Annotated in this window: 9 protein-coding genes and 1 riboswitch; all 9 genes read left to right on the top strand. The window is 35.8% G+C overall.

Annotated features, from left to right (window positions below; translation table 11 throughout):
• The first annotated feature begins 512 nt into the window (after positions 1–512).
• A complete protein-coding gene (locus HMPREF9257_RS08490; RefSeq protein WP_006419100.1) occupies positions 513–1,163 on the top strand; it encodes a response regulator transcription factor in 651 nt (216 codons plus the stop codon).
• Entirely contained in the window at positions 1,163–2,473 is a 1,311-nt protein-coding gene (locus HMPREF9257_RS08485; protein ID WP_006419081.1) for a sensor histidine kinase, read from the top strand. Before HMPREF9257_RS08490 ends, HMPREF9257_RS08485 begins: the two co-directional genes overlap by 1 nt.
• A 197-nt stretch (positions 2,474–2,670) precedes the next feature.
• Positions 2,671–2,827: riboswitch (M-box (ykoK) riboswitch) on the top strand.
• Positions 2,828–3,000: 173 nt separating this feature from the next.
• Positions 3,001–4,326: a magnesium transporter gene (gene mgtE / locus HMPREF9257_RS08480; protein WP_006419082.1), complete on the top strand. Its 1,326-nt coding sequence runs from the start codon at positions 3,001–3,003 to the stop codon at positions 4,324–4,326.
• A gap of 612 nt (positions 4,327–4,938) precedes the next feature.
• Positions 4,939–5,655: a cytochrome c biogenesis CcdA family protein gene (locus HMPREF9257_RS08475; RefSeq protein WP_006419097.1), complete on the top strand. Its 717-nt coding sequence runs from the start codon at positions 4,939–4,941 to the stop codon at positions 5,653–5,655.
• Between the two features lie 20 nt (positions 5,656–5,675).
• A complete protein-coding gene (locus HMPREF9257_RS08860) occupies positions 5,676–6,638 on the top strand; it encodes a redoxin family protein (RefSeq protein ID WP_245526834.1) in 963 nt (320 codons plus the stop codon).
• A 12-nt stretch (positions 6,639–6,650) separates the two neighbouring features.
• Complete coding sequence (gene msrAB, locus HMPREF9257_RS08465; protein WP_006419095.1) at positions 6,651–7,832, top strand: bifunctional peptide-methionine (S)-S-oxide reductase MsrA/peptide-methionine (R)-S-oxide reductase MsrB; 1,182 nt, start codon at positions 6,651–6,653, stop codon at positions 7,830–7,832.
• A 6-nt stretch (positions 7,833–7,838) separates the two neighbouring features.
• Positions 7,839–8,612: a response regulator transcription factor gene (locus HMPREF9257_RS08460; RefSeq protein WP_006419104.1), complete on the top strand. Its 774-nt coding sequence runs from the start codon at positions 7,839–7,841 to the stop codon at positions 8,610–8,612.
• On the top strand, positions 8,587–10,260 hold the full coding sequence (locus tag HMPREF9257_RS08455) for a sensor histidine kinase (RefSeq protein WP_006419078.1): 1,674 nt from the start codon (positions 8,587–8,589) through the stop codon (positions 10,258–10,260). The genes HMPREF9257_RS08460 and HMPREF9257_RS08455 overlap by 26 nt, the downstream gene beginning before the upstream one ends.
• 251 nt (positions 10,261–10,511) lie before the next feature.
• The coding region (locus tag HMPREF9257_RS08450) for a putative Ig domain-containing protein (RefSeq protein ID WP_006419113.1) at positions 10,512–13,973 on the top strand (3,462 nt) is incomplete at its 3' end.

Below are 13,973 nucleotides of genomic sequence, written 5' to 3'. Positions count from 1 at the left end.
CTTATCGGTGATTGTTTGGCTAATAGAATCGACTATTTGAATTCAGTTTTTCTAATGGTAAAAAGTTAAGTAGTTAAAAAGTGTGAGTATGTGGGGGAGTGGGCAAGAAGTCGAAAATTGAATAACTTTCGCTTCGTCTGCCCACCCCCGCACAGTTGAGTAGGCCTCAAACAAGTCGAAAGACGCCGTTTGAGGCCACTCAACCACTGCGCTTTTAATTAACCAACAATAATCTTAACTAAATTTATCAAGTTTACGTCCAGCTCTAATTGTTAATTCAAAATTTAAAATGAACGATTACCAAACCTTGTTCTACCTTTGATATAATAAGGAAAGAGAGGTAAGCGGTATTTTAATGTTTTGAAGTGATTTCTTGCAGTATTCAAGTAGAAGATTATACCTGTCGCATAGACTCTTTATTAATAGTTAGCGTATTGGGTTTGAGTGATGATAGCTTAATAATACCTGTTACCAATTAAGTCTTTATGTCACAACAATTAATGGAGGATTATATGAAAATATTGATAGTTGAAGACGATCAAATGATTCGTGAAGGAGTGAGTGAATATTTAAAAGAATATAATTATTCGGTCATTGAAGCCAAAGATGGTGCGGAAGCACTGTCAAAATTTAATGCTGACATCGATTTAATTATTTTAGACATTCAGTTGCCTATCATTAATGGGATTGATGTTTTGAAAGAAATTCGCAAAAAGTCAGATTTACCGGTGATTATGTTGACAGCTTTCGGTGATGAAGACTATAAAATCGATGCGTTTACGAATTTTGCGGATGGTTATATTCAAAAGCCATTTTCATTACCGGTATTAAAAGTTCGTATTGAAACCCTTTTGAAAAAATATTATGGGACAACGGATCAGTTTGTTTACAAGGATGTAGAGGTTAACTTTTTAAATTATACCGCCAAGTTAAAGGGTGAAATCGTTGACTCGAAAGTGAAGGAATTGGAAGTCTTGAAATATTTATCCAGCAATGAAGGACGGGTGGTAACCCGAAGCCAAATATTAGATAATGTTTGGAAAGATTCGGATGAGATACCGTTTGATCGCGTCATTGATGTCTATATTAAAGAGTTACGTAAGAAATTACAGTTAGATTGCATTGTGACGGTGCGTAACGTTGGCTATAAATTGGAGAGATAATGAAAAAATTAAAAATATTACCTAAAATGTTTATTCAAATTTTTTCGGTGCTCATGCTTTTTATTATGATGATTCACCTTTTAGTCTTCTTTATGTTTCCTAAATCATATTTAGAAACCCGCAAATATGAATTGACAGTTAAGGCGAATGAAATAGCTGAACATCTAGACGGCAAAGATTTAAATTACATTACTCAATCATTAGAATTTTTCTCAAGTAGTAATGATATTAAAGCCTTTATAAAAAAAAGGATGAATACGAATGAACTCGCGATAGATGAGGGCATTGATGTTAATTTAAACAGCAATACCAATTCATTAATTGTCGAAGAACGGGTCATTCATTCCAATAGAGGTAGTGACTTGATGATTAACTTTGTATCGACAGCTGATATGTTAAAAGAAGCCAAGTCCATCAGTTTTAAATTTTTACCATTAAGTTTAATTTTTTCAATAGCCGTTTCAATTATCATTGCCTTTATTTATGCCAAAATGATTAAGCGCAATGTAAGTGAAATAAAAGATGTGACTGATCAAATGATGCAACTCGATCGACAGGCGTATTTAAAGGTAAATAGTGCGGATGAAATCGCAGAATTAAAATTACAAATTAATGAATTATACCGCTCATTATTAAGTTCGATCGATGATATCGAAGTGAAAAATAAAGAAATCATCAAACTCGAACAGATGAAGTATGACTTTTTAAGAGGTTCGTCGCATGAATTGAAGACACCTTTATCGCGAATGAAAATAATTTTAGAAAATATGAAATATAATATTGGTAAATATAAGAATCGTGATTTGTATATCGATAAATGTTTGGATATTACCAACGAGCTAACATATAATATTTCACAAATTTTAACTTTTTCATCTTTAGAATATTTAAAGGATGATGAGGAATGGGTCACCATTAAACCGGTGTTAGGTGCGGTCTTAGTAAAATATGATGAATTAGCCACGCGCAATCATTTGACCTTTGACAATAATATTCAATCAGAACAACTACTAATTGGCAAAAAAGCACTCAATTTGGTCTTGTCTAATTTAATTAGTAATGCGGTCAAATATTCAGAACCTAATAGTGTCATCGCAATTGATGTCAAAAACGACTGGTTGTGTGTCGCCAATGTGACACATTCTGAAGTTGATTTAAAACCATTAATGGACATCAAATTTGATTTGAATAAAGAAGATAGTCATGGTTTAGGACTATATATCATTAAAACCTTACTTAAAAATTATGGAATTGACTATGCAGTCGAAAATAATGAGCAAACTTTTATTTTTAAAATCAAATTAAGATAAAGTCCATATAATTGTGTAAAAAGAAAGGGTCATTAATCCCTCCATAACTGGTAAATGTTTTTAGGAACAATAAACAAACCAGGAGGGATCAACATGACCCAAGTATATTTTACACTGAATTTATATGAAGGCGATAAGAAATATCAAGCCAGCTTATAATAGTAGCAGTGTTGAATCTAAGGCTAATCTATGCTATAGTTTGTGCGAGGTAGGTGAGGCTACTGATAGGATATGGGTTACCGCCGCAAAAAAATGGAGACATTATTCGCTGGTTAGCAGTTGTAATCGCTAAGGTTACGACTAGTGTAATTTCACCGCCTATCAGAGCTAAAGCTTGAACTAGGTTTTTAATTGTTTAAGTATTTTTTTGGTCTGCCTTTTATAGAGGGAGACTATTTTTTTTGCCAAAATTTATAATAAAGGAGTGGTTTATTTGAAGAGTGATGATTATCCCCAGGGACAAAGCTACAGTATCATATCAATAGCTTCACCTAAACCTCGAATTTATGATGAATTGAGGTATTGGTATGAAAGGAATTTTAGAACTTAACAAAAAAGAATTATTTGATCTAACAGAAAAATTAAATAGAATGCATGAAGTTGATTTGGCTCATTTTATGGAAGAGCTTGATACAGAAGAAATCTTATTTATCAGTCGTCTTATTAAAAAAGAACAATTATCAGAAGCTATCGCTGAGTTGGGCACAGATTATAAACAAGCAATGATCGAGCATTTAAGTGATTCTGAGCTTGAGACGGTCATTCAACATCTGGATTCATTCGAATTAGCTGAAACCATGCGTGAAGTACCCGCTAATATCGTTAAACGATTAATCCGCCATATAGATGATAATAGACGCCCGTTAATCAATCAGGTGTTAGGTTATCCAGAAGAAAGTGTCGGCTCTATTATGGGGGTCGAGTTAGTAAAATGTTATGAAAATGATACGTTAGAGACGATGATTGAAAAAGTAAAGACCGCTCAATTTGATGCAGAATATTTACAAGTTATTTGGGTGGTCAATCACAGCCAACAATTACAGGGCTTCATTAATGTTGCGGATCTCTTAAGATTTCAAGATCAACCATTATCAGAGTTAATCAAATACGATGTCATTTCCATTAACACATTAGCTGACCAAGAAGAAGCGGCTAAATTAATGAACAAATATCACTTAGCTGTTTTACCTGTTATTGATGAAGAAGGTTGCTTAGTAGGGGTTATTTCAACTGAGACCGTTTTAGATGTTATTGAAGAAGAGTTTTCTGAAGATATCGCCCAAATGCAAGGGATGGCTAATATTGATGAAGGCTATTTAGAAGAGTCTACCTATTCACATTTTTTAAAACGGATTAAATGGCTCTTGATATTAATGATTACCGCGACAATGACTGGTTACATTATTCAAAAATATGATGATATACTTTCAACTAGTGTCGTGCTGGCAGCCTATATTCCAATGTTAATGGATAGTGGTGGAAATGCTGGTGGCCAAGCCACAACGGTTATTATCCGTTCCCTTACTTTAGGTGAATTGGATAGTGGAGATATTTTAAAAATTGTTTGGAAAGAGTTAAGAATTGCCTTAATGGTCGGGCTAACCTTAGCTATCATCAATGTTATTCGAATTGGGATGATGGATCATGTTAGTTTAATGGTTAATTTAACTGTATCACTTAGTTTAATGTGTACTATCGTGATGGCTAAACTAGTTGGGGCTGTATTGCCATTTATTGGATTATTCTTTAAACAAGATCCAGTGGTCATGGCAGGTCCATTGATTACAACGATTGTTGATACTTTCGCTTTAATTATTTATTTTGAAATTGCTAGTCTTTTATTAGGTATTTAAGACTTTATGTTAAGTAGAATTAGTGTTAGGCGATAATACATATGTGACATAAAACTAAATAAAAAAGATAGGAACTCAGTTGCATTTAGCAGCTGAGTTCTTTTTTTAGTATACGGGTAAGTCATATATCTAGGGTGAAAATCCCTAAGGCACTAGCTATCGGTGATATTCATCATGATTGCTAAGCTGGGCTAAAGCGAAGTAGCGTAGAAAAAACGATAAGGAAATCGTGACTTCACCAATAATAAAAAATACGACAGTGCCTATAGTGGATAAAACGGTATATCAGTGGCTGAAATCGAACCGTCCATTCGAGCAAACTGGTAAGATATCAAACGACAGATCATCCACCGCAAATGCAAAAAGAACTTCGTGAAAAAAACCGAAATACCACAGGTAGATGGTATTAAGTGAAAATGAGGCAAGCGCATCTGTATAAAAATCAAGCGTATCTTTGAGATTCCAGGTTAGGCGGCTAATGCCTCTATACTAGACTAATATTATGGGGGACCTAATGATTTTCAAGTTTTTGAACTTTATTTTCGATTATCGGGTTAAGAGAATGGACTTATAATAAAGACATAAATAAATATTTCAAGGAGGCGCATAACCATGGCACAAAATGAATTGTTGATGAGTTCTGTGTTTATTGCTGGTTTTCTCTCATTTTTTGCACCGTGTACATTTCCCTTATTGCCGGTATATATTGGGCTGTTGACAGATAAAGCAGGAGAATACAATAAAATGACAATCGGAAGGCTAGAGATTAATAAAGGAGCCATTATCAAGACCATGGCATTTGTTCTGGGACTTTCAACGAGTTTCGTTATTTTAGGTTTTGGGGCAGGTATTATTGGAAAATTGTTAATCAATCGCTGGTTATTGATGATTGCCGGATTCTTAGTATTTTTATTGGGTATTCATCAAATGGATTTAATCCAATTTGAAAAAATAAATCAATTCAATGGTATTCAGGTTAACCATAATAAGCCAAAAGCACTGGGGGCCTATTTAATGGGTGTATCATTCAGTTTAGGTTGGACCCCTTGCGTCGGACCCATCTTAGCAGCCGTCTTGATAACTTCTGCTAGTAGTGGTCAACAATTTTATGGAGCATTCTTAATGTTGGTTTATTCAATCGGCTTAATGATTCCCTTTTTAATCATGGCCATCGCTTCCAGTGCCTTGATGAATCATTTCGAACAAGTAAAGAAACATTTAGTCACCATTAAACGTATCGGAGGATTTTTAGTTGCTTTAATGGGAATTGTGCTAATGAGTAATCAGTTACCAAATTTAACCGCGTTTTTTAATAACTTATTTAACTAGCAAACAAGGAGGAAAAACTTATGAAAAAGAGATTATTATTTGGATTAGTGGCAATGTCAGTCGTATTAAGTGCTTGTGAATCAGGAAATCAGGCAAAAAATGAAGGAATGAACGACGGCGAAACGACAAAAATGGAGTCGAAAGTGGAGCAGATGGAATCAACCAAAATGATGGATGACGCATCAGACGACATGGACGAAATGGAATCGGAATCAATGATGGATAGTGCCACAGGCAAAATGGACGAACCGGAATCAGACAAAATGGATGATAACATGGCCGGAAGTGAATCAAAAGACATGATGGATGACACATCAGACGACATGGACGAAATGGAATCGGAATCAATGATGGATAGTGCCACAGACAAAATGGACGAACCGGAATCAGAAAAAATGGATGAGAACATGGCCGGAAGTGAATCAAAAGACATGATGGATGACGCATCAGATGAGATGGGTGAGACCGAATCAGAAGACATGATGGATAGCAGCTCAGACAACATGACCGAAAGCGAATCAAGCAAAAAGGATGATACCATGACTAGCGAAAAAATGAACCAAGGTGAATTAGCGCCAGATTTCAACTTGCCAGATATAGACGGCAATATGTATAAATTAAGTGACCAAAAAGGTAAGAAAGTATATATAAAATATTGGGCTTCATGGTGTCCGATTTGTTTAGCTGGCTTATCAGAAATAGATGAGCTTTCAAAAACGTCAGAAGACTATGAAATTGTAACGGTCGTTTCACCGGGGCATAATGGTGAAAAGAATAAAGAAGATTTTATCAAATGGTTTAAGAGCTTAAACTACAAAAATATGAAAGTTTTAGTAGATGAATCAGGCAAATTCATTGAAGATTACGGCATTCGTTCAACACCGACCAATGTGATTGTAGGTTCAGATGGTGTGTTAGTAAAAGTTGCTCCAGGACAATTAAATAAAGAGACATTAGATCAAATTTATAAAGAAGTTCAGTAGGGAGGGGTAAAAATGAAAAAAATACTTTTATTAATGGTATTGGCAGCGACTTTATTAGTTACAGCCTATACAGTCAAAGCAATTACAATTAATAATGAGCTGGCAAATAGTGAGATGACCAATAAGGAGATGACTAATGACGAGATGAAAAATGACGATACGAGCAAGAAAATCGATGAAATTATCACCCAACAACAAAAAAAATCAGCGGATGAAAATCCAAATGATGCAGTAGACTATTCAAAAGCAGAATTAAAAACAATTTATTTAGCTGGTGGCTGTTTCTGGGGAGTAGAAGCCTATTTAGAAAAAGTATATGGAGTGGCCGATGTAGTAAGTGGTTATGCCAATGGTGATACAGAAAATCCAACTTATGAGGATGTTTCCTATAAAAATTCCGGACATGCAGAAACAGTAAAAGTAGACTATGACCCAGCAAGAATCTCATTGGAACAAATACTAGACTATTATCTATTAGTGGTAGACCCTACCAGTATGAATAAACAGGGAAATGACCGAGGGGTTCAATACAGATCGGGTGTATATTACACGGATGAAAGTGAAAGAAAAATTATTGAAGAGCGATTGAACAAAGAACAAGCAAAATATGCAGATAAAATCGTGGTAGAAGTTGAAAAATTAGATAATTTTTATGAAGCGGAAGAATACCATCAAGATTACTTAAAGAAAAATCCTAATGGCTATTGTCATATTGATATTTCAAAAGCCAATGAAGTAATCATTGATCAATCGAAATATCCAAAACCATCAGATGAAGAGCTAAAGAAGAAATTAACAGACGTTCAATACAAGGTTACACAAGAAAATGATACTGAATATGCCTTTTCAAATGAATATTGGGATAATAAGGATAAAGGCATTTATGTTGATGTCGCAACCGGGGAACCTTTATTTAGTTCAACCGATAAATTTGACTCTGGTTGTGGTTGGCCATCTTTCTCAAAACCGATAGCCAAAGAGGTCGTGACTTATCATACGGATTTAAGTTATAATATGAAGCGAACAGAAGTTAGAAGTCGCTCAGGAAATTCGCACTTAGGTCATGTATTTGAGGATGGACCAAAGGAATTGGGCGGATTAAGATATTGTATCAATAGTGCTTCCATTTGCTTTGTACCTTTAGAAGCGATGGAGCAAGAAGGATATGGCTATTTAACCCATTTAATAAAGTAGGTAAATATGTATAAATTATTAATTGCAGATGATGAATCAATCATTAGAAAAGGGATAAAAAAATTAGTTAACTATGACAAGCTCAATATTACGGAAGTTTTAGAAGCTGAAGAAGGACAAGAAGCCGTAGACTTGGCTAATACTCATCAACCTGATATTGTTTTGATGGATATCAATATGCCTGAAATGGATGGATTAACCGCTGCAAAAATAATTAAAGAAAATAATCCTAATGTCTATCTAATTATTCTGACGGGATACGATTACTTTGAATATGCCCAAACCGCTATCCGGGCAAAAGTTGATGAGTATTTATTAAAGCCTATTTCTAAAAAAGACATTGAATATATTTTGAAAAATGCGATCGATAAGATTGATCACCTAAGAAAAGAACAATCCATAAAAAATATAGAGCAAACTGAAACGATCGAAATTGATGAGGAAAATAAGCTGATTAAGAAATATATTGAAGAAAACTTATTTAATATGGATCTGTCCTTGAATCAAATGGCCGAAGATATTGGCTATAACAGCAACTATTTAAGTGTGCTAGTTAAAAAAATCTATGGTATTCCTTTTCAAGATTATATCAATAAGAAACGAATGGAAAAGGCGAAAATTCTGCTCCTTTCAACGGATATGAAAAATTATGAAATAGCTAAAACGATAGGAATTGAAGATGTAAATTATTTTTTGACCAAATTTAAGAAATATTACAAGATAACACCAAAGCAGTTTAAGCAAGGATTAACCGATGAAAAATCAACTGAGAAAATTTAGCACAAAAATAAGTGTTTATTTCTTCGTTATTTCCATATTATTGGTAACGATTTTGTCGTATCGCCATTACACCTATTCTGTCACTATCTTAAAGGACAGCAAGTACCAACAAACAGAACAGCAATTAAAAAATGCTAGCACTTATATTTCCTCTTATTTAGAGAAAACAAAAGGTATTTCAAGTGTATTAGCCATGACACCCGAAATTGAAAATTTAGATCAGTCCAGTAGCGATTCAATTCAAAACATCATTGATTTAATCGAACAAAATGACCAATTGATTAAGAGGATATTTGTCATCTCAAAGAGTGGTAAATTGATTTCATCATCTGCCAGCGATTTTGAATTGTCGGATAATATGAATGATTTGGAATGGTATCAAAACCTCCAAAAATCAAATAACATGGCCATGGTCACAACGGAAAATCATAAAGGATTTTCAATGAATAAAACCGAGCGCGTTATATCCATTAGTCATCAGATCGTCAAAGATAAGGAAGTGCTGGGGTATGTCGTGATTGATCTGTCCTATAAATTGATTGAAGATTATGTATCAGCGATTAATTTTGGTGAAAAAGGGTATACTTTTATTACCACTTCAGAAGAAAAATTATTATTCGACTCCAATCAGATGGATACCAGCTCATTGGTAGAACAAGATAAATATTTACAACTGATTAATAATAGAATGAAATCCTTAGATCAAGGGTTTGTTGGAGCGCATGTCTATATTCCCAATACCGATTGGTTACTCGTAGGCGTTGCTTCAACCGAGCAAATTGAGGAGCTTCAAAAGAAATTAATTGAAAATACAGTGACTTGGTCTGTGATTATCTTAATCTTGACGGTGGCTTTATCCATCCTTATTTCTCAATGGATTAGTAAGCCGATTACAAATTTAGCTGAAGAAATGAAAAAGGTCGATGAGAGATTTTCAAAGATAGAGCTTGAAGACAGCGATTCGATTGAAATTCATACCTTAAAAAAAGAGTACAATCTATTGTTGGATCGAATTAAAATGCTGACAAAAAATATCGAAGAAAAAGAGAATGCGAAAAGAAACTTTGAGTTGAAAGCTTTGCAGAGTCAAATCAACCCACACTTTATTTATAATACTTTAGACACGATTCTTTGGCTTATCGAATTTGGTGAAAATGAAAAAGCAATTGAGGTCACGAAAGCGCTAGGAATGATTTTAAGAAGTAGCTTGAGTATTAATCAAGATTTCATCCCTTTAGCCAAAGAAATAGACCATGTTCAAAATTATATGGACATCCAAAAAGTTCGCTATGACGATAAGTTTGAATACCTATTGGAACTCGAGCAAGATACACCTGAAATAATGGTCCCTAAATTAATCTTGCAACCCATTGTAGAAAATGCCATTTATCATGGCATCAAGCCTAAAAAAACAAAATCATTCATCAAAATTACTTCTTATATTGAAAATGATGACTTGATCATTGAAGTAGCGAATAATGGTGTAGACTTTGAAAGAGACCATCAAAATTGGATCAAAACGAAACTGGGTGGCATCGGCATGAAGAATGTGGAACAGAGAATTAAGATTCTTTGTGGCAGCCAATACGGTATCAAAATGTATCGACAAGATGAGCTCACTGTAGTGAAATATCGATTGAGTTTATAGGAAAGCATTCGAATAGTTAGGCATGACTTTTTAATAGCTGAAGGATGTTCATGAAAGACTAAGCAACGAAATGTTGTTTGGTCTTTTTGTTATATATATAGGGTTTATGTGTATTCTGTTATCCTTGATAAAAAAGATGAATGAAGGTTAGAAAAAATTAATAAAGTCTTAATTTTCGCAAAATCTGGACGAATATGTTATTGGCTTGGTGTATAGTTAATTCATAATATTAATTGTAGGAGGGTATTGTTGTGGTAAGTAAAAACAATAGAAAGTTATTACGAGAAAAACAATCAAACAAAGTGTATAAGTACGCAATTAAGCGTATGACGTTCGGCGTTGCATCGGTTGCAGTCGCTGCTGGATTGTTATTCGCAGGCGGTACGATTGCAAGCGCAGAGGAGGCACCCGCTGGAGGTACACCATCTGAAGAAATTTCAGTATCGGGACCAGCATCAGCTGAAGCGAATGGATCAGATATCGGTTCTACTGATGAAGCTGCCACTGTTTCAACCGAATCTAATGTGGAAGAGCCAAAAGAAGAACCGGCTCAAGATACAGTAGAAGATACGCAAGCTCAAGATACAGTAGAAGATACGCAAGCTCAAGATAATGTAGAACAAATTGAGGATGTTAAAGACCTTCAATTATCTGAAGCACAAAAAGCACGTCTAAGAGATGCGGGCTACACCGATCAAGAGATAGCCAGTATCGAAGCTGAAGCAAAAGCTAAAAAACAAGCTGATGAAAACTTTGATGTGGATGCATTTGTAGCTCAAAAAGTTGCTGCAAAAAGACAAATTCAAACGCGTAGTGCAGAGCCAGAACTTGAACTAAGCGAAGAAGCGGAAAAAGAAGCCGTTGAAGCTGAGAATGGCCAGGTTGGTACCGCTACAAGAGAAGCAGCTGCACCAGAAGAATCAGAAGTAACCAATGACTCTAGAAATGCTGTTCACGCCTTTGTTGGTGTACAAACAGGTGGGGACATGAACCTCTTATTAGCAGGTGCAACAGGTCAACAATTCAAACCAATTGAAGGGGTAAGAGGTTTCTTCCAATGGTTTGAAGACGGTGGATATGTATCTCCAATATATACTGCAGTATCAGATGCAAATGGTCGACTAAACATTGGTGCAAAACCGTATATAGCAGGAGACGGTAAACTTATTAAATTTGACGCAGACCCAACAGTATCAGGTGGTAATGAAAGATACCGTTTCTGGGTAGATCAAGCTACCATTCCAGAAGGTTACCAACTCCAATATATTACAGGTGAACAAGTTGTATTCCCTAATCAAGGCTTAACAATTACCCAAGGTGGATCAGGTTCAGACACACCTAAAAACACCCATGAAAACTGGAAGATTCTTTTAATGCAAAAGCCAAAGGCTGAAATGCACAGAGAAGATGCTAAAGAAACACCAGTACAATCTAATACCGGTGGCTATATGACTGGTAAAGTTTCTTGGGACTACAGTTCAGGGGCAGGTGGTGTTCAGTGGAATACCGTTGCTCACCATACCACTCCAGCTCCAGATGTAACTGTGAGAGCATCTTATCTATCTGACTATGCTATGAAGCAAATTTATAGTGCTGAAACAGCTAGACTCATGGGAGTGTCTGATGCATCTAAAATCAGAGGAAGAGGATGGACATCAGCCCAAGAAGCAGAGTTGCAAAAGTGGGTTAAAGAACAAGTAGCTAAAGACCCAACTAAATGGATTGCAGAAACAGTAACGGCCAAGACCAACGCAGAAGGAAGATACATCCTGCAATTTAACGGTATTTGGGGCTACAAACAAAATGCTGCTGTAGCTCAAGGCTATACTGAACAAGCAGGTAAGTCTGGTTGGACACAACAGGCTATTGATAGATTGGGAAATGTAGCAACTAATGCAAACGATGGTTCTTTTGCAGATGCTGCCCTGAATTATAACGAAAAGCACATCAACTACGACTGGATGTTTGTATCCACCGATGATACAGATGGTTTGCGTGTAATGACTCCTTATAACAACAACTACTACGCTTCAATGAACTCTGACTGGGGTATTCACTCAGGTTGGTCAGGAACAGGTTTTGGTGTGGGTGTTACAAATGCTTTAACAAGAGAGCTAAGATCAGACTTCGTATTTGGTATAAACAATGTTAATTTCAACATCACCAACTATGATTCAGGTGCAAACACAGCCCTACCAGGAGATGTGGCAGAAACTAAGACAACAGGTCTGCCATACTCGAAGACTTCTGAGAGATTTAGAATTGTTTGGTATGACCACGACGGCAATGTTGTTAAAAACGGAAAAGCTGTTCAACCAGACGGCACAGGCCAAATCCCATCAGAACCTTTTGATACTAAAGATGTAAAGAAAACATCAGAATTTACAGCTAAACTTTTTAGAGTTGATAAAAATGGAAAAGACAAGGAATTGATCGCTGTTGACTCTTTTGTCGTACAAATTTCCAACCTAGTTGCATCAAGATATGATAAATATGAAATTAAGCATCCAAATCCTCAAGAGGGCGCAACTTACGGAGCAGAAGGTCTTCCAGATGGTCTATCTATCAATCCAAAAAATGGTACTATTTCAGGAAAACCAACCAAGGCTGGTGAATATTCTGTAAAAATTACTACAACGATCCAAGACGAAGCTGGAAAAATCAAGGGTTCAAGATATTACACAGCCGTAGTAACAGACTCACCACTTGAGAATGGAGAAGTAGGCGTAGCCTATAACCATGAAGTTAAGCCACAAGCAATCGAAGGTTATGTATTTAAGAATGTAACATCTAAATTCATAGACGGAAAAGCAATCGACGGTCTAACAATAGAAAATAACCAGATCACAGGTACACCTACAAAAGAAGTTCCAGCAACGCAAACAACAGATGATGGATCCATGGGACCAAACGTAGAAGTAACTTATGATATCTACAAGCTAAATGAAAAGGGCGAAGAAGTTCTAATCAAAAAAGGTCACACTGACAAGGTTCCATTATTAGTAACAAAAGAAGGTGAAGCTACTAAATATGATCCATCATATACAGCAGTAGATGGTAAAGTAGGAGAAGAAGCAACAGTAGCAGCACCAACATTTACTGATAAAGAAGGAAATCCAGCTACACCAGAAAACGTAACATACGAACTAGGTGAAGGCGCTCCAACAGGTGCAAAAGTTAATGCTGATGGTAGTGTAACCTATACACCAGTTGATGGAGATGCTGGAAAAGCTGTACATGTTCCAGTAGTAGTAAAATACTCAGATGGTACAACAGACAATGCGACAGCAACAATTAATGTAGCAGCAAAAGACACAACCGCACCAGTCATCACAGCAGACAATGTTACAGCAGTCGAAGGTAAAGAAATCACACCAGTACCAGTCACAACTGATGATGAAAAAGCAACCGTAACAGTAGAAAATCTACCAGAAGGCTTAACCTACAATCCTGAATCAAAACAAATTGAAGGAACCGTACCAAAAGCAGAAGACTGGGGAGATAAAGAAGAAAAAACTGTTACAGCAACCGTCAAAGCAGTTGATGAAGCAGGCAACGAATCAACAGAAGACATCACAGTTACCATTCAACGAGATACAGACGGTGATGGTATGCCAGACGTAACAGATCCAGATGATGATAATGATGGAGCAACTGACGAAGAGGAAAAAGAAAAAGGAACCGATCCAAAAGATCCTAACTCTAAACCAGAT

The organism is Eremococcus coleocola ACS-139-V-Col8, from assembly GCF_000183205.1.
GTDB lineage: Bacteria > Bacillota > Bacilli > Lactobacillales > Aerococcaceae > Eremococcus > Eremococcus coleocola.
The sequence above is the reverse complement of the archived record's forward strand: the minus strand, read 5'-3'. Positions and strand labels throughout refer to the sequence as shown.

What these genes read in the sequence shown, in the direction of transcription:
- HMPREF9257_RS08490 (WP_006419100.1), top strand. Translation starts at nt 513, where the DNA reads ATGAAAATATTGATAGTTGAAGACGATCAAATGATTCGTGAAGGAGTG.
- HMPREF9257_RS08485 (WP_006419081.1), top strand. Translation starts at nt 1,163, where the DNA reads ATGAAAAAATTAAAAATATTACCTAAAATGTTTATTCAAATTTTTTCG.
- mgtE (WP_006419082.1), top strand. Translation starts at nt 3,001, where the DNA reads ATGAAAGGAATTTTAGAACTTAACAAAAAAGAATTATTTGATCTAACA.
- HMPREF9257_RS08475 (WP_006419097.1), top strand. Translation starts at nt 4,939, where the DNA reads ATGGCACAAAATGAATTGTTGATGAGTTCTGTGTTTATTGCTGGTTTT.
- HMPREF9257_RS08860 (WP_245526834.1), top strand. Translation starts at nt 5,676, where the DNA reads ATGAAAAAGAGATTATTATTTGGATTAGTGGCAATGTCAGTCGTATTA.
- msrAB (WP_006419095.1), top strand. Translation starts at nt 6,651, where the DNA reads ATGAAAAAAATACTTTTATTAATGGTATTGGCAGCGACTTTATTAGTT.
- HMPREF9257_RS08460 (WP_006419104.1), top strand. Translation starts at nt 7,839, where the DNA reads ATGTATAAATTATTAATTGCAGATGATGAATCAATCATTAGAAAAGGG.
- HMPREF9257_RS08455 (WP_006419078.1), top strand. Translation starts at nt 8,587, where the DNA reads ATGAAAAATCAACTGAGAAAATTTAGCACAAAAATAAGTGTTTATTTC.